Source organism: Roseateles sp. NT4 (assembly GCF_051857475.1).
In the GTDB taxonomy this organism is placed as follows: domain Bacteria; phylum Pseudomonadota; class Gammaproteobacteria; order Burkholderiales; family Burkholderiaceae_C; genus Pelomonas.
In genome coordinates this window covers 193,798-217,634 of the sequence record NZ_JBPZGZ010000005.1, presented here as the reverse complement: position 1 = coordinate 217,634, position 23,837 = coordinate 193,798, and the positions used below count along the sequence as shown (strand labels likewise).

General features: G+C 60.4%; 21 protein-coding genes. 5 read left to right on the top strand and 16 right to left on the bottom strand.

The genetic code is table 11. The features are described 5' to 3' along the window. Window positions 1-46: 46 nt before the first annotated feature. From ACS5PN_RS26875 to ACS5PN_RS26865, 3 genes are all read right to left on the bottom strand, one after another. Entirely contained in the window at window positions 47-1,051 is a 1,005-nt protein-coding gene (locus ACS5PN_RS26875; RefSeq protein ID WP_439467107.1) for a hypothetical protein, read from the bottom strand. Further along, window positions 1,048-1,692 carry a hypothetical protein gene (locus ACS5PN_RS26870; protein ID WP_439467106.1) on the bottom strand — a complete coding sequence of 215 codons (645 nt, stop codon included), beginning with the start codon at window positions 1,690-1,692 and terminating at the stop codon, window positions 1,048-1,050. Before ACS5PN_RS26870 ends, ACS5PN_RS26875 begins: the two co-directional genes overlap by 4 nt. 149 nt (window positions 1,693-1,841) lie before the next feature. Beyond that, window positions 1,842-3,437, bottom strand: coding sequence for a right-handed parallel beta-helix repeat-containing protein (locus tag ACS5PN_RS26865; RefSeq protein WP_439467105.1), 1,596 nt, complete (start codon window positions 3,435-3,437; stop codon window positions 1,842-1,844). A 415-nt stretch (window positions 3,438-3,852) separates the two neighbouring features. Here ACS5PN_RS26865 and ACS5PN_RS26860 point away from each other — a divergent pair, with 415 nt between their 5' ends. The 4 genes from ACS5PN_RS26860 (at window position 3,853) to ACS5PN_RS26845 (ending at window position 6,679) form a co-directional block, all read left to right on the top strand. Continuing rightward, window positions 3,853-4,416, top strand: a complete 564-nt coding sequence (locus tag ACS5PN_RS26860; RefSeq protein ID WP_439467104.1) for a GNAT family N-acetyltransferase — start codon at window positions 3,853-3,855, stop codon at window positions 4,414-4,416. 62 nt (window positions 4,417-4,478) lie between these two features. Then, complete coding sequence (locus ACS5PN_RS26855) at window positions 4,479-4,871, top strand: RidA family protein (protein ID WP_439467103.1); 393 nt, start codon at window positions 4,479-4,481, stop codon at window positions 4,869-4,871. 101 nt (window positions 4,872-4,972) lie between these two features. Then, the gene (locus tag ACS5PN_RS26850) at window positions 4,973-5,365 is read left to right on the top strand and encodes a VOC family protein (protein ID WP_439467102.1); all 393 of its coding nucleotides are present in this window, start codon (window positions 4,973-4,975) and stop codon (window positions 5,363-5,365) included. 105 nt (window positions 5,366-5,470) lie between these two features. Further along, window positions 5,471-6,679, top strand: a complete 1,209-nt coding sequence (locus ACS5PN_RS26845; RefSeq protein ID WP_439467101.1) for an erythromycin esterase family protein — start codon at window positions 5,471-5,473, stop codon at window positions 6,677-6,679. An 84-nt stretch (window positions 6,680-6,763) separates the two neighbouring features. Here the strand turns inward: ACS5PN_RS26845 and ACS5PN_RS26840 are convergent, their stop codons facing one another. Beyond that, entirely contained in the window at window positions 6,764-11,059 is a 4,296-nt protein-coding gene (locus ACS5PN_RS26840) for a LysM peptidoglycan-binding domain-containing protein (RefSeq protein ID WP_439467100.1), read from the bottom strand. Window positions 11,060-11,578: 519 nt separating this feature from the next. On the opposite strand from ACS5PN_RS26840, the gene ACS5PN_RS26835 reads away from it, so the two are divergent. Next, window positions 11,579-12,943 carry a HipA domain-containing protein gene (locus tag ACS5PN_RS26835; protein ID WP_439467099.1) on the top strand — a complete coding sequence of 455 codons (1,365 nt, stop codon included), beginning with the start codon at window positions 11,579-11,581 and terminating at the stop codon, window positions 12,941-12,943. Window positions 12,944-13,078: 135 nt separating this feature from the next. Here the strand turns inward: ACS5PN_RS26835 and ACS5PN_RS26830 are convergent, their stop codons facing one another. The 12 genes from ACS5PN_RS26830 to ACS5PN_RS26775 form a co-directional block, all read right to left on the bottom strand. Next, the gene (locus ACS5PN_RS26830; protein WP_439467098.1) at window positions 13,079-14,470 is read right to left on the bottom strand and encodes a hypothetical protein; all 1,392 of its coding nucleotides are present in this window, start codon (window positions 14,468-14,470) and stop codon (window positions 13,079-13,081) included. Between the two features lie 136 nt (window positions 14,471-14,606). Next, the gene (locus ACS5PN_RS26825) at window positions 14,607-15,836 is read right to left on the bottom strand and encodes a diguanylate cyclase (protein WP_439467097.1); all 1,230 of its coding nucleotides are present in this window, start codon (window positions 15,834-15,836) and stop codon (window positions 14,607-14,609) included. 404 nt (window positions 15,837-16,240) lie between these two features. Then, the gene (locus ACS5PN_RS26820) at window positions 16,241-17,269 is read right to left on the bottom strand and encodes an EscU/YscU/HrcU family type III secretion system export apparatus switch protein (RefSeq protein WP_439467096.1); all 1,029 of its coding nucleotides are present in this window, start codon (window positions 17,267-17,269) and stop codon (window positions 16,241-16,243) included. Between the two features lie 12 nt (window positions 17,270-17,281). Next, complete coding sequence (sctT, locus tag ACS5PN_RS26815; RefSeq protein ID WP_439467095.1) at window positions 17,282-18,061, bottom strand: type III secretion system export apparatus subunit SctT; 780 nt, start codon at window positions 18,059-18,061, stop codon at window positions 17,282-17,284. Continuing rightward, window positions 18,054-18,542, bottom strand: coding sequence for a hypothetical protein (locus tag ACS5PN_RS26810; RefSeq protein WP_439467094.1), 489 nt, complete (start codon window positions 18,540-18,542; stop codon window positions 18,054-18,056). Before ACS5PN_RS26810 ends, sctT begins: the two co-directional genes overlap by 8 nt. Further along, the gene (locus tag ACS5PN_RS26805; protein WP_439467204.1) at window positions 18,535-19,887 is read right to left on the bottom strand and encodes a FliI/YscN family ATPase; all 1,353 of its coding nucleotides are present in this window, start codon (window positions 19,885-19,887) and stop codon (window positions 18,535-18,537) included. The genes ACS5PN_RS26810 and ACS5PN_RS26805 overlap by 8 nt, the downstream gene beginning before the upstream one ends. Window positions 19,888-19,892: 5 nt before the next feature. After that, window positions 19,893-20,513: a type III secretion system stator protein SctL gene (gene sctL, locus ACS5PN_RS26800; protein WP_439467093.1), complete on the bottom strand. Its 621-nt coding sequence runs from the start codon at window positions 20,511-20,513 to the stop codon at window positions 19,893-19,895. Further along, window positions 20,495-21,130, bottom strand: a complete 636-nt coding sequence (locus ACS5PN_RS26795) for a SctK family type III secretion system sorting platform protein (RefSeq protein WP_439467092.1) — start codon at window positions 21,128-21,130, stop codon at window positions 20,495-20,497. The genes sctL and ACS5PN_RS26795 overlap by 19 nt, the downstream gene beginning before the upstream one ends. A 44-nt stretch (window positions 21,131-21,174) precedes the next feature. Next, window positions 21,175-21,954 (bottom strand): type III secretion system inner membrane ring lipoprotein SctJ, encoded by a 780-nt coding sequence (gene sctJ, locus ACS5PN_RS26790; RefSeq protein ID WP_439467091.1) that lies wholly within the window; start codon window positions 21,952-21,954, stop codon window positions 21,175-21,177. A gap of 4 nt (window positions 21,955-21,958) precedes the next feature. After that, the gene (locus ACS5PN_RS26785; RefSeq protein WP_439467090.1) at window positions 21,959-22,354 is read right to left on the bottom strand and encodes a hypothetical protein; all 396 of its coding nucleotides are present in this window, start codon (window positions 22,352-22,354) and stop codon (window positions 21,959-21,961) included. A 99-nt stretch (window positions 22,355-22,453) separates the two neighbouring features. Next, window positions 22,454-22,645, bottom strand: coding sequence for a hypothetical protein (locus ACS5PN_RS26780; RefSeq protein WP_439467089.1), 192 nt, complete (start codon window positions 22,643-22,645; stop codon window positions 22,454-22,456). 126 nt (window positions 22,646-22,771) lie between these two features. Then, entirely contained in the window at window positions 22,772-23,827 is a 1,056-nt protein-coding gene (locus tag ACS5PN_RS26775) for an FHA domain-containing protein (RefSeq protein WP_439467088.1), read from the bottom strand. Between the last annotated feature and the right edge of the window lie 10 nt (window positions 23,828-23,837).

Below are 23,837 nucleotides of genomic sequence, written 5' to 3'. Positions count from 1 at the left end.
CGAGCAATCCCTTCAGGCGGTTGCAGATTCATCCCATCCAGCCGGCTCATCGAGGCGCCGACGCCGCACGTCCGGACTGGCTGTCCGAAGTAGGTGTCTGCGCAAAGGCCTGAAGAAGAGGCTCCATCGGCACCCGCCAGATGTTGTAGTTGCCGTTGTTCCAGTCGGCGATGAGCTTGGGTTTTCTGCGGTCGCTGGAAAAGTAAAGCGTCTTCTCATCAGGAGACAGCCGTGGCTCGGCGTCTGATCCTGGACTGTTGATCACCGTTCCCAGGTGTCGTGGGACACCCCACCGCCCCTCCTGACGAAAGACGATGAACAGATCAATCCCCGCTGCGGGCGGGCGATTCGAACCAAAGACCATGAACTTTTGATCCGCAGAGACCACCGGATCAACGTCGGTGTACCGGTCATCACTGAAGGGCAGGAGTTCAGGGCTTGCGTAGTCGCCAGCGGCGTTTCGCTGGCTGGCATAGATCCGGAAGTGCTTACCGTCCTCGGTGGCCTTCATGAAATACAGCGTGCCGTCTGCCGCAACGGACGGTGCAAAGATCGAGCTGCCGCTATTGATGACGTCAGGCAGGCGGCGTGGCTCGGTCCACCCGGTCGACGACCTGTCTATGCGCCAGAGATTGCCACCGCCCCCGATCCATTTGCGCCCCATGAACAACCCATCCAAAGGTGCGCCGCCCTCCTCCACAGGACGGTTCGAGACGAAGATCATGTAGCGCCCGTCTGGCGACAAGGCCGGCTCCTGATCCTTCCAGCGTCCTGAGAACGACGCCACGAAGGGCTTGCTCCACTCAACAAACCCCTGACGCGACTCCATGATGGTGGGAACGTCCTTCTCCACCCGGGTGAACCACATCGTGGTGGCATCGGCACTGAAGACCGGTGCGGCCTCATGCTCGGGCCCAGAGATGACTCCCGGCGAGAACACTTCCGGCTCTGGCACTTCCGCCCGCAGCGTCAATGCGATGACACTCGCGCCGACGATGAAGGACAGGCGCAAGAACATGGGGCCTTGGAGAATCGCCGACTTGCCGCTCATAGCTGATCCTTGCGGCGGAAATTGAGGAAATCGACCAACCGCCAGGACTGTCCATCGGTGGACTTTTCGAAGGTCATCTTGAATTCGTCCGGCGTTACCCTCTCGAAGATGAAGCGCTCCTGATCCTGCGCACCGCGGCAGCGCAGCACGTGATCAAGCTGCCCTTGCGACCTGAGCACCAACCGATCCGCGGAAGATTCCTCCGCCGTAAAGAGCCGGAAGCCACCTGACGAATCATTCATGGCGACCAGCAACTCCCCCTCCCGATTCGACCAGATAGACGTCGAGTTGAACGTGAGGGGGGGCTTGTCCACGTGAGTGACGCGCAAGCTATCAGGCCTGGGCCCTGGCTCTGCCCGAAAAGTTGCCTCTATGCGACGCCCCGAAGCGAACTGACCGACGCCGTCCCACACGCCACTGAAGAATTTGACCTGGTCGGCAGTCAGGGCAGCTTTCTCGGCCGCCACCGCTGTACCAAGACCGGCGTGACCCATCCAGAGCGCCCATGCTGCAGCCGCGAGCCGTTGCGCCCAGATCCGAATTCGTGACGGCCTGATCCCAGCTCCCCCGGGTCCGACAAGTGCACTTCCCAGCATTTCAGCAATCCTTCCAGCCTCAAACGACCCGCGAATCGGTGTCATCGAAGCGGCTCCAACGCACCAGCTACAGGCAGCGTTCTGCGCTCGATCCGCCCCTTGAACACCTGCAAAGGCGCAACTGTGGGATGTTTTGGATCAAGGCATCCATCGCCAGGCGACAGCGACACACAGCTGCGCCCCCACCCTGAGGGTCAATCAGGCGTGCAAGCGATGTTGGCCAAGCCGGAGCCTGCGTTGGTGGCCGTATTGCTGCAGTAGACCAAGTTGCCGAGCGTCCTGGCACTGGACACCACGTTGAATCCAAAACCGGCGGCATTGACCTCAGCCGTGTTGCTCTTGAAGACGTTCTGCTGCCCCCACCCCGGGTAGACGTTGTGCACCTGATAGCCATCAAGGTATGTGTTGACGCCGTGATTGCCCGTCAATGTGTATCGATTGCCTTTAACGTCAATCCACGAGTCAGCGCTGTTCTTGTTGGCCAAGGACCTGCCATCAAAGTAGTTGCCAACGATCAACCCGTCGCTCGAGCCTTCCTTGATGTCGATGGCCTCGGCCGTGAAGTCGGTGAAGCGGTTGCCGATGACCTGGTTTCGATCCGACCGGTCCGGCTGCCCGCCGCTGAAATCGGCCCAATGACTGTTGGCGCTCCCGATGTACACACCTTCACCGTATTGAGCAGAAGTGCGGCCCGTGCTCGCAATTTCCGAGTTGATGACGACGTTGTCGGACGAGTTTGAGCGCAGATGGACGGCCTCCTGCCCGATGTTGGCAACCCGCACGCCATCGATCACCACGTTGCTGCTGCCGTCCAGCACGATCCCTTTGGAAGCACTCTCCACGGCCAGCCCCTGAATGCGCCAATAGTGGGCGCCGACGAGGTAAAGCCCATAGTGCCCGCCCACGCCATGGCCATCGATCACGGCATTTCGTGAGCCCTTCAGCGTGATCGGAAAGTCCGCGGTGCCAGGCCGCGTCGCGGAGAACGACCCGGTGTACTTGCCGACCAGCATCTTGCCCGTGTAGACGCCGTCCGCCAGGGTGATGGTGTCACCCGGTTGCGCGCCTTGAATCGCAGCTGCCAACTCTGGACTCGTTGCCACAGCCACCTCCCGCGTGCCCGGCGTACGCGGGGGAGGCGGGGGTGGTGGGGGCGGTGGGTTCCCGCCGCCCGGCGGCGGTGGCGGCGGAACAGGAGTCGATCCATCCACGGGTACCGGGCTAAGGGACAGCTTGGAACCACCAACTGCCAGACGCATCGAATAGAAGCTGGCCGCCCCTTGCAAGGTCCCTACCCCAAACTTTCCATCTGCATCTCCAACACCGGAAAGCTTGAACAGAAAGCTGTTGTTCAAGTACAGCTTCAGCGTATCGCTCTTGCGGCGCACCTCGACCTTGTAGGTCTGGTCGGCTCCGATGTGAACGCCGTAGCTTGCCATCTGCGTTCGAGTGCCGTTCACCACACGATACATGCCGCTCATGCCGGCACCGTCGGCCGCGCTGAAGTCGGCATAGATGTAGTTGTATGGGTCCTTGTATGAAATGACCACCGCCAAATTCGCCGGGGACGTGGCCTGAGACGTCGCGGACGCCAAGCCCACCACCTCATAGCTCCACTCCGGAGCGCTGACCACCGTAGGATCAATCGCCATCATGGCGCCGCCAGGCCCGATCGAGATGGGGCCTCCAGCAGCTTGGCTGACAGCCGCCCATCCGAGTCCACCCAGCACCACAAGACCGGCAGCAACGCGGACGCCGAGAGATTGAGGCACGTGGAAAGATATTTTCATGCTTGACACCAGGTACGTGAAACACGCCCGGCCACATCACCAGCGGCCGAAGACCTGCGCAGCGCCAACCAAATCGTGAGCGGCGCATCGCAGCAAGTCAGCGTAGCGTTGGGAGCCGAGCGCACCGACTACGAAAGTTCGAACGCGACCGTGGGGGAAGCTTCTTGCACCTCTCCCCTGAAAAACTCGCGCACGATCCACGACGATCGTGAAAACCACTCCAGACCTCGCCACAACGCCGCCAGGTGGCGGATGGACGGCTCGCCTCGACCCATCCGCAGTCGCTGCCATGAGACGGCTTTTTTTGCGCCTGATCCGAAGTTCTCGGTTCTCTCGCCTTAAGAAACTGAAATCAATCTTGCATGCGCTCATGCCTCGCCTGGGCCGATCTCCTCGCAAGCCCGGGGCAGAAGACATGTCAAACACTCTCAAGTTCAAATTGCGAGAAGTTCGCCCGACCGACGCAGCGGCGGTCGTTGAAATCCACTGCGATCCGAGAACCAACGCCTTTCGGCCCGGAGGTGCACCAAGTCCAGAAGAGGTAGCCGCCTACCTTCCAGCGTGGTGTGATCACTGGAAGAAGCACGGCTTCGGCTACTGGGCCGTCGAACGTGACGACGGTGCAGTGATCGGCTTCGGCGGCATCATGCTGCTGCGGATCGGACCCTACTTCGGCACCAATCTGTATTTCCGGCTGCGGCCAGACGCCTGGGGTTATGGGCTGTCTACAGCCATTGGACGCGCGGCATTTCATGCAGCCTTCGAGGTGCGGGAATTTGATCGGGTCTTTGCCCGAGTCCGCCCTTCAAACAAGCCCTCCCGTCGCTCACTGGAGCGTTTGCAGATGGGTGTGATCGACACGATTTCTGACGTCGACGGTGAAGCCCCAAGCCTGCTCTACGCCATCCAAAGAGAGACGTTCCTGATCAAAGGGCTGTCCGATGGGGCACGCGCGTCGCTGGCGAGCGGCGTGCGGTAGGCGCGCCCTGAGCCGGATGAGGAAGGCACAGCAAGCCGCAGATGCCACCAGACGAGGGATCGATGTCGCCGATCAAAACATTGGCCGTCAATTCATCGATGGCGCCGCGCCCTGACGGACAGTACACGCAGGCTCTTGAAGTTCAGGGCTTAACGCGCCTGCTTTTCGTCAGTGGCCAGATCCCCGCATCCAGAGACGGCACGGTGCCAGAAGGCTTTCTGGAACAGGCTGAGCTGGTCTGGGCAAACTTGACTGCTCAGCTGGAGGCGGCAGGAATGTCAGTGGCAAATCTGGTCAAGGTCACCACCTTCCTGTCTTCGCGCGACTTCAGCGATATCAATGGAGAAGTGCGCCGGCGGGTCCTGGGAAACCATGCCCCGGCTTTGACCGTCGTCATCGCCGGGATCTTCGATGCGTCGTGGCTGCTGGAGATCGAGGCAATAGCCGCGGCCTAGATTGTTGTGGTGCCCGTGTCTACGCCTGATCCCTGCTAGCACCATTCCTCTCGCTCCAGTTGCTCAGCAAATCCAACAGAACGGCACCGCCAGCCAGTCGCATGAAACTCAACCACGTCGACTTCCCCGTTCCTGACGTCGCTGAGACAGCCGCGTTCTTCGAGAAATTCTTTGGCTTCACCCAGACCGAGATGAAGCGCAACGCGGGGCTCGCGGTCCTCCACGGCTCCGATGGCTTCGAACTCGTCCTCACCCGCTTTGATCACGATTTGTCTGAGTACCCCAAGACCTTCCACATTGGATTCCTGCTTCCAACCCAGGAAGCGGTCACCTGCGCCTATGAGCGCCTGGTACGAGGTGGACACCAGGCCTCCAACCGGCCCCGTGTCATGCGAGGAACCTTTCTTTTCTACTGCCGTGCGCCCGGCGGGCTTCTCATCGAGATTGGCCATCGTCCCTCGAGTGCTGAAATCGCATGCCCCAGCCGTCTTTGACAGGGCGGCGCCCTTTCACTCATCACACACTTAGCTCGAATGACAACCGATGAACTTCGTGAGACCACCCTTGACTTCGACCTCTGCCGCTGACGGGAGGTGGCAATGAAGGCTTTGTGGGCAGGTGTACTGCTTCTTGCGCTGGTGCTGACCGCCTCGACTATCCAGGCCTCCTCAGACGGAAAGCCCGACGGGCTGCTTTCCCGGGTCATCCCGATCACCGCAAAGACAGCACAAGAGATCACGGACGCCCAGCTCCAGGCCCTTGGCGATGCGATCGCCGACGCCCGGGTCGTCGCTCTTGGTGAGCAGACTCATGGTGGGCGGCAAGAGTTCGAACTCAAGATCCGGCTGCTGCGCTATCTGCACGAGCACAAGGGTTTTGATGTCTTGCTGCTGGAGAGCGGCGTGTTCGATATCGCGCAGCTGCAACAGGCCATGCAGCGAGGCCAGAAGCTCGAGACGTTGGCACCGGGACACGTGTTTTTCATGTACGCGAACAGCGATGCCGGTCGTGCACTCCTGCGCTATGTGGATGACGAACAGTCCGGCCCGAGGCCGCTGCTCCTCTCGGGTATCGACAGCCAACTCAGCGGCTCGTTAAGCCGCGCGCAGCTGCTGCTGCGTCTGGGCGCCCATCTTCGAGGCGACACCACCGGTTGGCCGGTTTTCGCCAGCTTGGCGGATCGGCTCATGAAGATGGATCGCACGCCGCCCGCAAGCGCCGACCTGCAAACCTTCGATCGGGTCGCCGCCAACCTCCGAACCCGGCTCTGCATTCCAGCGGGCGAGCAGCTGCTGTGCCGCAGCCTGGCCGGCCTGCAAGCGCAGGCGGCCAGTCTGTGGAAGAACGACTACCAACGCGACCACGCTATGGCGGACAACGTCATGTGGCAACTGACGAGTCTCTACCCGGGTCGCAAGGCCGTGATCTGGGCCTTCATCGGCCACGTCGCGCGTGGCGTCCAGTACGACGATCAGCATCGCTTCGCCGGAAGCGTCCTGAGCGACAAGCTGGGCGCGGACTATTACGTGGTGAATCTCACCGCTCTGCAGGGCAGCTTCATGGACTTCATGACCGGCGAGGTCCACACGATGCCACCGCCTGCGCCACACAGTCTCGAAGCGGCGATGGCTAGTCAACAGGCGGACTTCGCCTTTCTGAACACCGCGCGACGAGGGAACGCAGGCGTGAGGGCACGCAACGCCGGATTTGAATACGACGGCCTCCCCGGCACAGGTGGTGGACTGGGAAGTCAATGGGATGCGGTCTTCTACATTCGCGACATGGCGCCGGTGAAGATGCAGCGCTAGCGGCCAGCCCGACCTGGGGCAACCGCCGCTTGGATCGGCAGTGCCCCTGAATGGCGCCAGCCTCGCAGACATCCGCGCGTGCAGCTATGCAGCGGCGCCAAATCCTTTCGGAACGATCAGCAAGTCGCCGGGGCTCAAGATACTTGGGCCCTGCTCTGAAGTACGGCTCTCCGGGCTAAGCCAAAGGTTGTGGTCATACAGCCATCGAACAAGTCCAGGATCGTTGTTCGCGAGCCCCCATAGGCTGTCACCCGCCTTCACGGTATAGGTCAGAGGTCCGGTGGGACCGACGGGCGCAGTTGGCTTTGGCGTCACAGGGGCAGGCGTCGGTTTCGGCAACGGGATCCCGACACCGATGAGCCAGGTTGCGATACCGCTGGCACTCTTTGGCGCCGTAATCGGTCCATCCGCGAAGTAGCCACCGGGCTCGAGATAGCTGAGCTTATGAGAAGCCGGCTGGTAGCTCAGCGAGAGTTGGCTGCCAGCCGTGGTCTGTGACACCCAGCTTCCTCCACCTTCGCTACCACCCGCGTAGTACATCTGCAGATGCTTGTCGACCCAGCGCCCCTTGTCAAAGTCGTATGAGAGATTCGGATTGAATTTCCGCTGCGCCGGATCGAAAGGATTGCAAGGCAAGGTCCAGTAGTCATCTTGCGCGGAACGAGGAAGCTTGTCGCCGACCGTCTTGGCGCTCTCTAGGCCGTCCCGCAGCAATGCAATCTGGTCCGGCGACAGCCGATTCATATAGGCCACAAAATCGGTCGGATCGCCTCCGAGCGCCAAGAACGCATTGCGAAAGCCTACGGTCAACGAGTTCATCTGGAGCCAATCTGTCCAGCCTGCCGCAGACAGCCCGTTGTCCGAAAGGACGGCAGCGCCTGGCGCATTGATACCGCAGCCTGTCAGGAAGTCCTGATTGATCGCACCGTCCAGCTTGTGCGCTTCCTTCTCGTTGCCGATCCAATTCACCAAATCGTCGCCGGTCCACACGATGGCAGCGAGCGTTCCAGGACCCGGTAGGTCAGCGAGCACGCCCTTCTCGCCAACCTTCACGCCGAGCTTGGTCAGCCCAGACTTCAGCAGGCTATTGGTCACAGCGTGTGCGCCGTCAAAAACCCAGCCAGGTCCTTTGGCGACGATAAGCCCATACTTGGCCGCACGCCCGGTGAACAACTTGCCTGCTTTCTCGGCCTCCGCGGCCGGAATCTTCCTTAGCCCCTTGGCGACGCCCTCTCTCCAGATGCCGTCCATCTGTGAACTCGGGTACTTGAAAAGTCCATAGGCCGCCTTGATCTCTCCATAAGACGTGGCCCAATCGCAGCTGAGGTTCCCCAGTGCCGTCCAGAAGTTCCGCTGATCCAGCGGCTTGCCCTCCGTGACGTCCTTGACGGAATAGTAGACACGGCTCGCATCCCAGATAAACGCGTCCGCGTGCAGCAGTCCGAAGGCGCCCACGGACTTCCATCCCGCGGTACGGACGAACTCGCTGTGCTTGCGAAAGAACTCCTCAACGTTGCCAATCTTTCCGCCCCGATCGATCAGGTCGCGAATCGACGACGGCAGCTGCGCAGTGAGCTTGCCCAGCGCCTTGCTACCTTCATAGGCTCCCACAGTAGCAGCCTGGTAGGACTTGATCCCGGCGAATCCTCCAACCACCACGAGGAGCGCATCCTTGCGCCATTGCTGGTCCGGCGGAAACTTTGCGTTGTGATACAGGTAGTCCGTGAACCACAGCTGCGCGGCGCCCACGCCACCGAAGCTCACGTAAGTCGCGGCCTGATGGTGGCCGAGTCGTCCCAAGCCTTCGCCGTACTTGTAGTCCAGGAATTTGCCTTGATAGAAATGTTCAAGACCGTCCCCGCCCCACTGCAGGGCCGGCGGCAAAGGCATTGAGCCCAGGTAGGCCGGCGGCATCACGCCAATCCGTTGCTGCCAATTGAGCATTGCCGAAGTGGCTTTCTCAGTTGCGGAGGCATTCGTGCGGTCGCTGCCCGCCACCATCGTCAGCAATGGCTCATCGCCCATCATGGAGTCCCGCGCTCCTTGGACCCCGACGTACCCAGCCTGCCCACTCAATGAAGATTTCGCATCCACCGAGGTGTCAGAGGTCAGGCGAGGATTCCAGGTGGTCGCCGGCGTGCCATACAGATCGACTGCGTCATCGATCCGCTTGAGTTCATAGCCGCGCTGGTCCAGTGACATCTTGCCGGACACAAATCCGCTCAGAGCACTTGCATATCCTCTGACATCGCCTTTTTGAGCCTGCTCTATCACATAGACCAGGCCGGACGTGGCCTGGTCTTCAGGCATCAGCCGCCCGAGCCCCAACTGCGTCTGCTCAAGCGGCCCCATCTTCCGATGCGAGTCCTGAAACAGGGTCTCAGACGCACTCTTGAAGTCCTGGATACCCAACTGCAGCGCTTCCAGCGTCTGTTGCGACAGCTGCCCACGCGATGGTTCGGCGTAGGAACTCAGCGGAGCATTGGGGTTCTGGTCGAGCCTGATTTCCTGCCTTGCCACCTCCAATCCCAATGTAGCTCCACCCGCATAGGTAATTGAGTACGACTGGCCAGTGGCCGCATCCTTGTAGGTCCTCTCGACGCCTCCTTCGCCCGCTACCGCCTTGCGCAAGCCGAGATTGAAGTCCTGCCTGATGTTCTGGGGCCCCATCATGTTCTTGACAACGTCGCGCCCCAGTCCATAGACCGCCGTGCGTGCATCGCTTGACGACCAGGTCATGCTGTGACTGTCATCACCTGAGGGCACCGAGTCAGCAGCCGCCCGGTCCGCCATCAGCGACAAGCTCGTGATGATGTGCTGGCGATCCGGCATTTCGGCACGCGAGTCAGCGGCCAGGCCGCTGCCAGGCACCACTTCGTCGACGCACAACTCGCTGGTGTGCTTCCCCTGGTAGCTGATGTCGGCAATCACCTGGTCCAGGGTCCCTGAACCATCGCCCGATGTGCTCACCAGGCGATTGATGATCCGCGCCGTGATGTCGGCGTTGATCTCCGGATGAAGGATCGGATCCGTCAGCTCGCACAGCTTGTCAACGGCGGCGGTTGCAGGAGGCACATACAGATCCCGCCGAAACGAGTCACTGTCGGGCTGATAGGCCACCACGGCGCCGTCGTAAGCAGACTGAACCTGCCCGGCGGCGTCGTTCACATACTGTGATACCAAGGCCTTGACGGACGGATCGTCCATCACCGTCTGCTTGATCACGGCATTCGTACCCACGGGCAGGTTCTCACCCAGCACGCCCATCTTGCTCGTGACCGTCAAGTCAGGCCGCGGCCCCCGCGTGTTTTTGACCAGCTGGACAATACGCGCAGAAACTACCAACTGGCCAAACCCATCGTCGCCGTCATAGCGCTCAATCAAGCTCTGGGCATAGTCGTTGGTAACGCTGCTGAAGTCCATCTCGCGATGGCCTTTCAATGCATGGCCAAACTCTTTGGAGAGGCAACCCATGACACCGCTACGGCTCTGGTTGTACTCCTGGATGGCAGCCTTGTAGCCAGGCGGAACCTTGCCAGTCGTCGCGTATTCCGCAACGAGCTGCGCTAGCTTCGTGCCGGCCTGATGGAAACGATTGAGCGCGACACCAGTAGCACGCTGTTCCGGCGACTCCGTGAGCACACGGTTCAGGGCAGTCGTTATCGCTTCCTGCGCCGCTGGGTAGCCCTTGTAGGTCAACGCAATTTGATGCGCCTTGTCGACCGTGGCGTCATGGTTGGCCGGATTGCCGGAATAGACGGTCCGCAACACGGACTCGATAGAGAAGTCCTCTTTGGCACTCCCGCGAATCAGCTTGCCAGCCGTCTCCTGATACTTCGCCTTCAGCTCGGAATACTCGGGGCTGTCAGGGCTCACGGCCGCCAATTGCTTGCCCAGCACGTTCACCTGTTGTTGGAGGGACACCAAAGAAGGATAGGGAGCCTGAGCGCTAGCGACCGAACGGTCGGCCGCGTTGCTGGTCTTCGAAGGATCCGAAGGTGCTTCCCGGGAGGGTGATGGTGCTGCGGTCGTCACCCGCGAGTCGGAGCCGGGGGGCGTGACGCCAGAATGCACCGCTGGCCCAGCCGGACTGCCCTTGTATTGCCCGGTCGTGCACTGGCGAAGCAGATTCAGTTCGTCTTGCGAGAAGTTGCCGATCTGAGCAATCCGCTGAAACTCACGCAATGCCTCCGCGGGCCCTTTGAGCACACAGATCCGGGTGAGCAACGTCTGGCAATCCTTGACGTTGTGAACCGATGCTGAAACGGTCAGTGAGGTATGTGCCTGCTGCGCGGCCTGTGCTTGCCTGTGCTGTTGATGGACAACCTGAAGCGACTGATTGACGCCGTCCACGGACGGCTCGAAATGAAGCCTTGTCATTGCCTTGTCTCCTTGTGTGCGCTGGGACGCTATTGACGTTCTTCGCAGGCGACTCACCCACGACATGCGAGAACCAACCGCCGAGTTCCAACTCGAGCGGGGATACGCGTCACTTCGCGATCACTGCACACGCTGCAATCGCGTTGCGACACTTCCCCAGGGCCTCTTCCCAGAAGACATCCCAGCGGTTCACACACCAAAGGCAACGTTATGTTATCGATGTCATTTTAGGATTACGACTATGCGTAGGACTTGTCGTAAGAGTTCGTTCTCCTTGTTCCCGAGTCAACGCATCAGCCGTTGATGCGCGTCAAGAACCGGGCCACCCGCTGAAACGGGTGTGCCGGGTGCATCTGCTGTGGCCCACCAACGGAAGGGCACGGGCGAATCGGCGCCGCAACGTCGGGCGCAGCTCACCATTGATATCCCGAGGGGGCAGCGACGAGGTGCGATGGAACTTATTTCAATCATGACGTATCATTCATCGAACTATTCAATTACTTATTCAAAGAGCCCAAAATGGCGACGCGCCCTGCCGCCGACGTCTCCCATGAAATAGAGCGAGCGCTCAGAGCAGGAAAGCTGTCTGCTGCCCAGGTCACGACCGCGCTTGGCATCAGCCAGCCCACCTTCTCCAGGGCTATTCACGGACTGGGTCAACGAGTGACATCGTTCCGTGTTTCGGGTGAGCGGACACCGCAGTACGCACTGCTGCGCCAGCTCCCGTTGGGCGTTCAAGCACGCCAGCGCGTCTACCGCTATCTGAGCAACGGTAAGGTGGAGCCGTTTGCAGACGTCGAGTTCCTCGCCGGCGGTGCCACGCTGGAGCGTCTCAGCGGCTCCAAGAGCACAACCCGTGTCTACGAAGGTCTACCGCCGTACATGGCGTTCGCGGCACCTTCTGGCTTCCTGGGACGCCAACTCGCACACGAGGCCGCGCCCAGCCTGCAATTCCCGGAGAGCCTGAAGGACTGGGGTGACGATCACATGATTGCCTATCTCTTCACGCGCGGCTTGAATCTGCCGGGAAATCTGGTGTTCGGCGACACGTCGCTGCAATGCGAAATGGAATTCCGCGCTGCGGCTCCGACGCCGGCGGCCGAAAAGCTCGACCACTATCTGGCCGTCGCCAGCACGTTGAAGAGTGCAGCCTATGGATCCAGCGCCGGTGGCGAACAACCGAAGTTCCTCGGGATCACCGAGGACACTGGCCACGTCATCGTGAAATTCGCCAAACTCGGCACTCGAATGGCAGAACTGCTTCCGCTGGAGCACCTGGCGCTGCGCACACTCAATGAGCTTGGTGTGCCGGCATCGCAAACGCAACTTCTGGCCGGCGGCGACTACGTCTTTCTGGAAGTCCAGCGCTTTGATCGCGTGGGGTCCAGCGGGCGAGTCGGCATGCTGTCAGCCGGCGCGGTCGACGATGAGTTCTTCGGTCAACGGGGCTCGTGGCCAGAATTCGCCGCACGCTGTGTCCAGGCGCGTTACCTGTCGACGCAGGACGCCTTCTGGGTTGACACCATGGCGGCTTTCAGCGAACTCATCGGCAACGGGGACCGCCACTTCGAGAACATCTCCCTTCTGATTGCCGAGGACGGGGAGTACCTCGGAATCGCACCGGCATACGACATCCTGCCCATGCGCTACGCCCCCATCGGTGGCGGTGTGGATCCCGATCTCACTCCCGTCACGCCAAAGATCGGCACGATCGGCGCCAAACCTGATGTCTGGGACTTGGCCGCGAAGTTGGCACAGCGCTTCTGGAGCGCGGCACAGGTGGAGGAATTCGCAGCACCGCTTTCGCCGGCAATGAGAGAACTGGCCGCGGCGAACTTGACCGCAGCAATGACCTTCGTGGAACCGTTGCTTCCCGCCGCTTGAGGGCAGTGCCGCGGCGCGAGGCGCGCTGCAGACAGCACCATGACTCCCCTAGCGGCGCCCAGGCGTGCAGTCTGACCAGTTGCGCCAAGCCGCCGGTCTGATCCCGTCAGTGGCGCAGTTCACTTGCCACGAAAGCTATCGAACTGCGGCACCGCCTATCAGCGCTTTGTCAAAGGTGTGAATGTCGGTCAAGACCGCGATGCACTTGAATGTGTTGGACTCGAACCCCGCGCCCGAGAGTACGCCGTGAACCTTCACCGTGTGGTACCTCGCCTCGTCGCCTTCGACACCAGGGTACGAATAGACAGGCGCTCCTGAGTCGCCAGGTTGCAAACAAGATGCTGCCTGCGTCGCTGACCGCGTCACAGTGACCACACCGCGAGCCCACGTGTTTTCACGGACGTAGTGATAGTCCCCAACGGCACGGACCACGTATCTACAGCTTTCACCAGAGATGGCTCCGCTGAAACAAATCCTCCGATCCGGCTTACGCCCGGCGACCAACGGTCGATAGAACACGTCATTGACTGACACGTAGTCAACAGGGGCTCCAGGGCTGCTGATTCCGGGTCCACGATAGATGAAATTCGAGACGTCTTTCCCGTCTTTCGTCATCAGGATCAGTGCGACGTCACCTAGGTTCTCATTGAATCCGCCAAATGGCTTGACTGTTCCGCCCGGTCCCCAGTTCGACCACCCGATGAAGCTGGTTCCCATGGTCGTGATTGGGGAGTAGCTGGTGGCGCCCCAGGTCCAGTAGTCCGATTGATACGTTCGCGGGACGCAATGGCCCGCCGTCACCATCCCCCCAAGAACGCGCGTTCCGTGAATCACGGATTCGACCCGCCAAGGGATACCAGACGTGCAACTCATGTTGGCGAAGACCGGAGGATCTCCGTTCGCTCGAACGAATCTCGCTCCGCCGTAGAAGGGCGACGTGTCGCGAAACCTGCCTATCGCGGTTCCGACATCCGCGTTCGAGATCAGCATCGCGACCTCGTCAGTGGGGAAGTTTTGTGCAAGGAACTGATCCAGCTCAGGAACGATCTGAGTCACGCTGACAACGACTTTGTTCATTTCAGCGCTATCCGACAACGAGATCACATGAGGGACGTTCATGTCACTCACGTACTGCACGATTGCGTCGCGAATAGCTTGCATTCTTGCAACGGACACTTTGGCCATCTGCGGCTCAACAGAGCCAGGGGGCAAGGCGATTCCGTTGTGCGACTGCAAGAGGCTCGAATTCGATTTGATGAGTGCAATTCCTCGCGCGGAAGTTGCGTTGAACACGACCCGGCTTCCGACCTCGTCTAAGTAGGGAAGTGCCAAGTCGGCGGGGTTGGATCGGGCAAGCTGAATCGCTTTCGACAGCGCGACCATCACGTCATCCGGCGCCGGCGACTGCTCGCTGTCTAGGGAATCGATCAACGCAAATCCGTGCGGCGTGATGCCGACAATCACTTGCGCAAATACGGCTGGGGACAGGACTGCAGAGATCGCTGCGATCAAGACACGCTTGTGCATGGTTCGGTTTCAGCAGTGAGAGTGGCGACCAAAGCTTAGACCGCCCGGCGTATCGCATAACTACGAGAACACGCTGTATTTACGCTAAAGGGACCATGTCTAGGCGGTCTATGCCTCGGGATGAGCTTGGCCCGGCCTACCTACCTACTTCGATGGAAGCGCAGGCGACAAGTTCTTCGTCAAGACTTGTCGGATTTCCACAAAATCGATCACCCATACGCCAGATCCCCTTACCAGCACGTTTTGCTGCATAAAGACCATCGTCTGCAATGGCGAGAAGCTGCTCCGAAGCCATGCCATCCCTCGGCGCGATTGCGATGCCAACACTTGCCCCTCCCGGCACCGTCACCAACCCACCGAGGTCATGCGAAAGCTTCACAGCCACAAGCAACCTTTGCGCGATCTCTATTGCCGCAGTCTCGTCAGCGTCCGGAAGCAAGACGACAAACTCATCGCCGCCCACACGGCAAACCAAATCGTTGCCCCTGACCGCTTGTCGAAGGCGGTCCGCAACGCTTCTGAGCAGCCAATCTCCAGCCATGTGACCGTAGCGATCGTTGATGGCTTTGAAGCCATCGAGGTCCAGACACAGCACCGCAAAGCGAGCCTCAGTTAGAGGCGACTCTTGCAGCCGTCTGCAAAGTGTCGCGAGCCGCTCGTGCAACATCAATCGGTTAGGAAGGTCGGTCAGCGGGTCATGCATCGACAGCCGACGGTTCTCCTGCTGCGCCCTCAGCGCCCCAAGCAGGATTTCGTGATTTGCCTGCAGCAGCATGTGAAAAGCGACCCCGCCGGCAGGAATTAACCAAGCAACCATTCCAACCTCAGGTAGGGGCGAAGCCCACAAGCCCACACAGAGCCCGATCCACAGAAAGTGAATAAACATCATGGCGCAGCGGGGAAACGCCTGCCATCGCGAAACGACGTATCCACAGAAGCCCACCGGCAAAATCGTACCCAGCACGGTCAGCCGCAAATCCAGCTGACAGACCGTCATTCCCGCACCGATGGCGATGGAGGCGATCCAAATCGAATGCAAAGCAAACACTCGCCTCGCAGGGAGCCTGCGCGCCAACGCCTCTGCCATCTCCAATCGTCGATTGAGGACGATTCGCAGAACGAACAGCACAAAGTCGGTGAACATCCAGGCGACCGCCCACCACGCGCCGCTGATTCCAAAGACGAGAAGCGCTACGGCTTGAGTCCAGAAGAGCGCCAGCAGCGTCAAGCGAATGGGCTCACGCAGCGTCAGCAACGTGGCTCGCCAGACTTCTGGTACTTCGCGCTTGCCAGTACCCGCCATCCAGCGAAAGGCTCGATTCGCGAGAACAGCCCCCGCTTTTGCTCCGTCAGAAGGTTCAGCCATCGCACTTCTACCTGGACGCAGCGAGCGGGTCGCTGAACCAAGCCCGGCGGAACTGTCTTCGCTCACACGATGCCAAGAAAATCAAAACCATGCGCATACCGGCTACTACTCCAGGCGTCAAAAGGACCACCCGACCAGCTATGACCACGACAGTCAAAACAGCGTCAGATCTCACATCAATGGCGAGGCACTCCGAGAATTCGGATCAGCGGGCCACGCCCCCTCCCCCGATCAAGGGGGACTGACGCCAGCGCGACATCGCGCAAGCTGGACATATGAGGCGTCGCCTCTAGGTCTCAGCCGTGAGTGGAATCAACCATGAAGACGGCTGCCCGGCCCCCACGCCTAGCGTTCGATGGATGAAACAGTGCCAATCAGCCGCACAGCAACGAGCGCGAAAAGGTTCAGCCCTGCAACTCACGAAGCAGAGCTGCAACCGGTGCGAAAAGTTTGCGCGGTATAGGTTGATCTGCTGAGACACTGCCATACAGCTGCTCTGCAAGAGCGGGGTCGAGCCGCACCGGCACATGAGCCGCCACGGCAAACTCACGAAGACGCTGGGCAGCCTCTCCACTGCCCTTCGCCAAAACACGTGGCAGGTCTCGGTCTCCCAGATACTGGATTGCAACCGCCGAATCGAGCGAATGCACGACCAGCGATGAAACTGCCACGCGATCCGCGAGGCCCGCATAAACGGCTTCGAAATGCGCACCGAACCGGCGCGCCCGGTTGACCGGATCGCCCTGGTTGTCCTTGTATTCACGACGCAGTTCCTCGATGGACATGCGCAGGCTCTTCTCGTGCTCGTATCGCTGGTGGGCGTAGTCCAAGCCGGCAAGCACCGCATAGATCACCGCAGCCACTCCGAACAGCGTGGCGATGATTTGAGCGGCGACTTGACCGATGGCTTGTGGAGGCACCCATCCAAGGTTGATCACGCTGTCCAGCCGACCGCGGATGGTCAGGATGACCAATCCTCCCACCAGCGTTGCCTTCAGGATGACCTTGAGAAGATTGAAGGCGTTGCGCGTCGAGAAGATCCTTTGCAACCCCTTTGATGGCGACAACCGGGTAACGTCCGGCTTCAGCCGCCCCCATGCAAACAGGCCGCCCACCTGAAGGAACGAGCCCAGCACCCCTGCCAAGACCGTGACACCTATCAAAGGAATCACGATCCAGAGAAGGACTGCTTGCGCATGGTCGAGCAACTCGCCCAGTCGGTCGCGAGACGCCGTCATGAGCGACACGTGGGTCGCATGCACCCACAAATCACGCAGCAACGAGACCCCAGTGGCGCTCAGCAGCAACACCGCCAGCATGGCCGCAACAAAGACCACCGTTGATGCCACATCGGCGCTGAAAACGACGTCACCCTTTCGGCGCGCTTCGCGCAGCCGGTGTCGAGTGGGTTTGTGTCTTTTGTTGGCGCTCATGCCGCAGCGGGCCTACAGCGAGTCCTTCAAGAACCGAAGCGCACCGTTCTCCGGCCTGAGAAACGCCAGCACCCAGTCGTACAACGAATACATGAAGAGCAGCAGCATCAGCGTTGCCACTACGCCTTTGACTGGCTGTGAGAACGCAAACACATTCAGCTGCGGCACGAATCGGCCCACCAGACCGATGCCCAGCTCAACAAGCAGGAGCGCGACCACCGCCGGAGCGCCCAACTTCACAATCCACTCGAACAACGTGTCTCCCTGGCGTATGGCGAATTGCTCCAGGACCTTACCCATATCGGGATAGAAGGAGCCTACGGGCCACAGGCGGTATGAGTCGATGATCACCTGCAGCATGGCCAGCAAGCCACCAACGGAGATGAATGTCGCGATCGCCACCCAACCCAGGAAGCGCCCCGTCGGACCGCCCTCATGGCCGCCAATGGGGTCAAAGAACGTCGCATTGGCGGAACCCGTCTGGAAGTCGATGAGGTCGCCGACGCTTTGCAGCGCCCAGATGAACATGCCAAAGCCCAGGCCCAACATCACGCCGATGAAGGCTTCCTTGCTCGAGATCAAGATCCATCCTCCGAAACCCGAAGGATTTACCGCATCGGCCAAGGGCGACAGAAACATGGCCAGGACAAAGATCACCCCACCGCGAATCGGGTTGCTGATCGCTCCCCCTGCAAGGAAGGGAACGACAGCGAAGACGCCGAACAGACGTGGCAACATCAACGCGCAAGGCGCGATCCAGGCATCGATCGTGGTCAGTTCGAGGCTATCCACGACGCCCGGGACCACTTCGGCGGGCCAACCACGAGAGCGTCGCTGCATCTTCGCCGGCACTCTCCAGCCGCGACTCCTCAAGCCTCAAAGCCTGGCGGCGATCCCGCTGCAGCACCTCTTCAGCCTTCTGCACGGCAGCCGAGGCCTGGCGCAATAGCGCACGGCTGCGCTCAAGCGTTTCAACGCTATGGCTATGCGCCTGCTGTGCCTGTGCTGCCGCTTGCCGCTCTCCGTCAATGCGCTTGCCCAGCACGCCGCTCCAAAGCGCGGCGCCGGCGAGCGAGCTGGCACTGAGTCCCTGCGGATCCGCAGCCGCTCGCCAGTGGCTCTCCCTCGAGAATTCGGCATCCTCAAGCTGCTTCATCGCGCGCCGCACGGCCGCTTCCCGGGCGTCCACCACTTCCTGATCCGTGCGCACCACCTGAAGGGCGGCGTCTCGCCGGTGCTCACGCAGCTTGCGCAGCTGCCGCCAATCAATCATGCAACGCTCCCTCTGACCGCCTCGCCAACCCAACGACATCACCCACTGCGCCTGCAAACGGCACCAACTGGCTTGATGACTGGGCAAGGAAGCTTTGCATCTCTTCGCGCAACCGCACCGCCTGATCCGCCACCGCATCGCCTCCCTGGCGGTATTCACCCAACTGGATCAAGACCTCCAGCTCTTGATATCTGGTCATGAGCGCTCGCCAACGAGCGGCCGCAGCCTGGTGATTTGCTGGCACGACCTGGGTCATGACGCGACTGATGCTGGCTGGAACATCAATCGCCGGATAGTGCCCGGCGGCAGCGAGCTTTCGAGAAAGCACCAGGTGGCCGTCCAGAATCGAGCGAACTTCCTCGGCAATCGGGTCGTTGTCTTCCTCCCCCTCCGTCAACACCGCATAGATGGCGGTCATCGATCCCTTCTCACCCTGGCCAGCGCGCTCCAGCAGGCGCGGCAGCATGGAGAAGATGGACGGCGGGTAGCTGCGCCGAGTCGGCGGCTCGCCGCTGGCCAACCCGATCTCGCGCTGCGCGCGGGCAAATCGGGTCAGTGAATCGACGAGTAGAAGTACGTTGGCGCCTTCATCGCGGAAATGCTCTGCGATCGTCGTCCCGACGTAAGCCGACTTGATTCGCTCCATGGGCGGTCGGTCTGACGTGGACACCACCACCACGGTCTTGCGCATCCCCGACTCTCCCAAATTGGCGCTGATGAACTCCTGGACTTCGCGACCACGCTCCCCCACCAGGACGACCACATTCACGTCCGCCGTGGATCCGCGCGCCAGCATGCCCAGCAACGTGCTCTTGCCAACCCCGGGTGGCGCGAACACACCCATGCGCTGGCCGGTACCCAGGGTCAGCAGCCCGTCAATCGCACGGATTCCCGTCGGCAAGGGATGCTCGATCGGACGCCTGGCCAGAGGCCGCACCGGATCGCGCTGAACGGGCGCGCGCTCATGCAGCCCCAGAGGACCAAGATCGTCCATAGGGCGTCCCAGCGCATCGACGACACGACCCAGCAAGGCGGGCCCGACAGGACAGTCATGTCCGCGTCCCATTGGCACCACCTCGGTAAGCGTCGAAATCCCGGCCGTCGCCCCCAACGGCGTCAGAATCACCGTGCTCCCATGAAAACCGACCACCTCTGCCAGCAGCGGCGGCTCTCCAGGCGTCACCAGCTCGCAAAGCTCGCCGACTTGAGCCTGAATACCCGTCGCTTCGATCAGCATGCCCAGGGCTTTGCTGACCCGGCCTCGCATGCCTACGGGGTGCACCCGATCAAACACACGTCCCAGATCGGCCGCAATGGCGCGGGACGCCTGCGACAGATCCGTCATTTCGCTCATGAGCCGGCTCCCGAGAGTTCGATAGCCTTGCGAAAGGCTTCAATCTGAGCGTCCAGCCCCACCTCGAGCACCCCGGAGGCCGTCTTCACCAGACAAGCGCCTGCGGGCAAGCCGGGGTCCACCGCCAGACTCGTCTCCAAAGGCCATGCCGCTTCTGCACCCATGATCGCCAGAGCCTGACGCGCCACCGCCTCTTGCGCCGGTGAAACTCGCACGGAGATGAAGGGCTCAGCGCGGACAAGCCCATCGACCCGACGCAATGCCGACGCGAGCAACTGCGCTGGATCGGCTTCAGACAGCAATTGGCCCAAAGCCTTCACCAGGATCTCCGCCATCGTTGTACGCAATGCATGCAACTGCCGTTGCATGGAGAGTGCATCCACCGTAAGCCGTTGAGCATATTCGGCTTGGGCACGCCTCACACCTTCTAGACGTCCCTCTTCCAGCGTCAGCCTGGCATCGCGCGACGCTTTGGCCTTGATTCGCTCGCATTCAACGCGTACCGCATCCAGCATCGCAGCAGCGTCCAGAAGCACCGCGTACTCCGCCTGCTTGAAAACCTTGCGCTCACTGAGCAGCTGCAGATTCTCCGTAGAAACTAGAAAAGCCAATCCCATTGCGCAAGCCTTTCCGGCACAAGGCAGGCGATGACAAGCTCGCCCAAATCTTCTCTTTGAACAGCTGTCAGTCGCGCAGCGCCCAGCATGACGGCGCGACGCGGCAGCTTCAGCGCGACTCGCTCAGCGCACGCCTCATCGATCTCGGTCGCCAGCCCTATCAGCAGGCGATAGCCTCGATCGAACATCAGACGACCAATCCCTCGGGGATTCGATCTGAGTTGTTCTTCCGACATCTGCAGGCTCACAAGCTCCGGCGTACGCTCCAAAACGAACTCCACCGCGTCGGCGTCGATGCGCCGCGCCTGCCGGCGCAAAGCCGAACCCACAGAACTCCAGCGAGCACGCATCAAGGAGGCATGCGCGCACAAGCTCATATAGAACGCCAACCTTCTCAGACTGGCGCCATCGATCAGGGAAAGCCTGGCCAGCCCCGACTCAAATTCCCATCGCTTCGCGTCTGGCAGCACGTGCCGTTGCACCAATGCGGCACCCAGCAAGACTTCCGATCGAGGGGAAAGGGATCGCAGCTTCGAGCTCGCAGCCAATGGCCAGTCGACTGGCATCCAGCTCAAATGCAGGCCCGATGCCGGGCGCAGGTTGTACCGCAGCGTCAACCGCGCAAAGTCGAGGGGTCTAGCCTGCGCCACGACTACTCAATTCAACGACGGAACACATCCCGAGCGAGCCAGGTCTTCAAATCGATCCCACGCTTCGCAAGGAGAAACGGCAGGGCCATCAGAGAAACGGCCCCTGCGATGAGGACCACAAGCAAAGTAAGGACCGCGCTCTGCGACATCCCGAACACTTCGACTCTGGGCGGTTCGCTGGGAGCCGCGTCCGTACCACCGTTGGTCCTCGGCGAAGAAGCCAAAAGCGCCAGCGACACCTGGTCCGGTGAAATACCTTCGATGCTATGGCCCACCAGATCCTTGACCAGCGGCGTCAGAAGCCGCAAGTCCACATCGGGACGGTGTTTGATGAAGACCGCCGCAGACGAAGGCCTGACCTTCTCACTCAAAGGGTCGCTCTGCGGAACCACCACATGCACACGTGCCTGAACGACACCATCGATAGACCGCAGCGTCTGCGAAAGTTCCTGCGACACCGCGAAGATGTAACGCATGCGCTCCTCTGCAGGCGTAGAAACCAGTCCCTGCTTTTGGAACATTTCGCCCATGCTGGAAAAGCGCTGACTTGGGAGGCCTTGGCTGCGCAGCAGATCAACGGCTGAAGCAACGCTTCGCTCTTCCACCTGAATCTGCCATTCACCGTTCTCGAGCCTCTCCTTGCTCGCGCGGATGTGGCCATCAGACAGCGCTGCAAGGACCTCGTTCGCCTCACTCTCGGTCAGGCTGCTATATAGCTCCGTCTTGCAACCCGAAAGTGCAAGCACCGACGCTGCAACTGCTAGCCAGGCCGACAAGCGATGAAACGTCATGCCACTAGCCTTGGTTCTTCAGCAGACCACCAAGCATGCTCACCGCAGCGCTGGCAAGGCTCGTTGACACATGCAGCGTTGTGAAAAACCTCTGAGCCTCGATGCCGCTGCTCATCATGGCATAGGAGGTCTTGATCGGATCGGAAGGATCGAACGCCTGAAGCATTCGACTCTGAATCTGGCCGAAGGAATCTTCACCCGCGATCTGCTTGAAAAAAGATCTGTCCAGATGCCTCAATCCCGAGTCTTGCGTCTGATTCACGGAGGATGGTCCATGCACAAGTGCAGAGAACATGCGGGTGTCATGCAAGCGCTGCGCAGACGCAGGGGTAATCAACGATGTTGCGACTGCCTGGCCTGCAGCAGTAGCAACGCCGGTATCTGTAGCTGCATTGATCATTTAACGCCCACTCCAAAAGATTTTCACTTCGGGGCGGCAAGCGTGAGCTTGCCGCCTGCGATCGGCAACCGGGATGCAACCTGGATGCCCTGAAACTCCTTAAGCCTGTCGCGCGACGTCCTTCATTGAGTTCGCCACGTTCTTTGCAATTTCACCAGCGGTTTCGTAGCTCTTATTCACCAGGTTCGCATGAGTCTGCGAGTTCGTGATCCCAGCAGTTACCTGAGTGCTGGCGAGAGAGAACGCCTGCGACTGAGTCTGCAGATTTCGCATTTCTTGAATCGTATCCATTTCACACTCCAATGATTGCCTAAGACACCAATGAACGACATGTTCATTGGCCATTCACGGCACATAACTCGATGCCGGAATTCCTTGCTTGATCAGGACGTCTACGGTCGTCCTGCCCAGTTACTTTCACTCACGGGATTCATCACTCATCCCGTTGACGATGATCTTGTCGGCTTCGATGCGGACCAATTCGCCTCCTGCCTTCAGAGGTGCTCCTTCGTAATAGCGAGATCCGTTGGAAAGTTGGATCGATCGAAGGCCTTTCTCGCTATCCATGATTCCGACCAGACCGCCGGGCAATGCCTTCTGCCAAGCGGCGCTTTGGGCCTGAACGTCCCCAGGGCTTGCTGCCGAAACGGCCTTGCGCCAGGACACCTTGTCGAAGAGTCGAACTGCTGGATAGAGATCCTCTGAAAGGCGCCTCACTCGTTGACGAAGTGATTCGTCATCGCTCGCACCGGTCACCTCGAGGCGTCCGTGCCCGGCATAGGCGACTCCAACGCCCGCACTACCCAAGTAGCGACGAGCTTGCTCAATCAAGTCGTCGACCGTGTACACGCTGGATCTGACCTTGGAGCCAAATGGAGAAATCGCCTGGTCGAGAAGCCGCTTTCGCGCCTGAGATTCGACAAAACCTTTGACAAGCACAAGGCCACCATGTCCAGTGACAACTTCGACTTCTTCGAAGGCCACCAGCGCACGCGCCACTTCCGTGGGGTCAATACCAGCGACCACCGGTTCGCGTTCATGCCTGAACATGGCGACCAGAACTAACCCTGCGCACGCGATCACCAGCAGCAGGCAACCCAACCAAAAGGACCAGCGCCGCGGTTTGTCCACCCGACGTGCTGCGTGCAACGGCTCCACGCCCGCTTCTGAAAACAGCGGATCAATCTCACCTGTCAGCGCTTCACCGCGTTCCAATTGCAGCGTGACCGCGCCGACAACAAAGACGTCGCCAGCCACAAGGCTGCGTCGCGTCTGAACCATCTCCTCGCCATTCAGCCTGACAGCTGCGCCCTCGATCCTTTGAACAGAGACCACCAGGTTCCCAACCTGGACGCAGACATGGTGCGACGCCACCTCTGCTCCCGGAACCATGACATCACAGTCGCCGGCCGAGCCGATCACGTTGGGACCGGGCTGCAATTCAAGAGTGCGTCCCTTCATGGATCCGTCCATGAAACGCAGA

What these genes read in the sequence shown, in the direction of transcription:
- ACS5PN_RS26785 (WP_439467090.1), bottom strand. Translation starts at nt 22,354, where the DNA reads ATGATCAATGCAGCTACAGATACCGGCGTTGCTACTGCTGCAGGCCAG.
- ACS5PN_RS26850 (WP_439467102.1), top strand. Translation starts at nt 4,973, where the DNA reads ATGAAACTCAACCACGTCGACTTCCCCGTTCCTGACGTCGCTGAGACA.
- ACS5PN_RS26870 (WP_439467106.1), bottom strand. Translation starts at nt 1,692, where the DNA reads ATGACACCGATTCGCGGGTCGTTTGAGGCTGGAAGGATTGCTGAAATG.
- ACS5PN_RS26860 (WP_439467104.1), top strand. Translation starts at nt 3,853, where the DNA reads ATGTCAAACACTCTCAAGTTCAAATTGCGAGAAGTTCGCCCGACCGAC.
- ACS5PN_RS26855 (WP_439467103.1), top strand. Translation starts at nt 4,479, where the DNA reads ATGTCGCCGATCAAAACATTGGCCGTCAATTCATCGATGGCGCCGCGC.
- ACS5PN_RS26810 (WP_439467094.1), bottom strand. Translation starts at nt 18,542, where the DNA reads ATGATTGATTGGCGGCAGCTGCGCAAGCTGCGTGAGCACCGGCGAGAC.
- ACS5PN_RS26780 (WP_439467089.1), bottom strand. Translation starts at nt 22,645, where the DNA reads ATGGATACGATTCAAGAAATGCGAAATCTGCAGACTCAGTCGCAGGCG.
- ACS5PN_RS26805 (WP_439467204.1), bottom strand. Translation starts at nt 19,887, where the DNA reads ATGACGGATCTGTCGCAGGCGTCCCGCGCCATTGCGGCCGATCTGGGA.
- ACS5PN_RS26820 (WP_439467096.1), bottom strand. Translation starts at nt 17,269, where the DNA reads ATGAGCGCCAACAAAAGACACAAACCCACTCGACACCGGCTGCGCGAA.
- ACS5PN_RS26775 (WP_439467088.1), bottom strand. Translation starts at nt 23,827, where the DNA reads ATGGACGGATCCATGAAGGGACGCACTCTTGAATTGCAGCCCGGTCCC.
- ACS5PN_RS26865 (WP_439467105.1), bottom strand. Translation starts at nt 3,437, where the DNA reads ATGAAAATATCTTTCCACGTGCCTCAATCTCTCGGCGTCCGCGTTGCT.
- ACS5PN_RS26845 (WP_439467101.1), top strand. Translation starts at nt 5,471, where the DNA reads ATGAAGGCTTTGTGGGCAGGTGTACTGCTTCTTGCGCTGGTGCTGACC.
- ACS5PN_RS26875 (WP_439467107.1), bottom strand. Translation starts at nt 1,051, where the DNA reads ATGAGCGGCAAGTCGGCGATTCTCCAAGGCCCCATGTTCTTGCGCCTG.
- sctJ (WP_439467091.1), bottom strand. Translation starts at nt 21,954, where the DNA reads ATGACGTTTCATCGCTTGTCGGCCTGGCTAGCAGTTGCAGCGTCGGTG.
- ACS5PN_RS26825 (WP_439467097.1), bottom strand. Translation starts at nt 15,836, where the DNA reads ATGGCTGAACCTTCTGACGGAGCAAAAGCGGGGGCTGTTCTCGCGAAT.
- sctL (WP_439467093.1), bottom strand. Translation starts at nt 20,513, where the DNA reads ATGGGATTGGCTTTTCTAGTTTCTACGGAGAATCTGCAGCTGCTCAGT.
- ACS5PN_RS26840 (WP_439467100.1), bottom strand. Translation starts at nt 11,059, where the DNA reads ATGACAAGGCTTCATTTCGAGCCGTCCGTGGACGGCGTCAATCAGTCG.
- ACS5PN_RS26835 (WP_439467099.1), top strand. Translation starts at nt 11,579, where the DNA reads ATGGCGACGCGCCCTGCCGCCGACGTCTCCCATGAAATAGAGCGAGCG.
- ACS5PN_RS26830 (WP_439467098.1), bottom strand. Translation starts at nt 14,470, where the DNA reads ATGCACAAGCGTGTCTTGATCGCAGCGATCTCTGCAGTCCTGTCCCCA.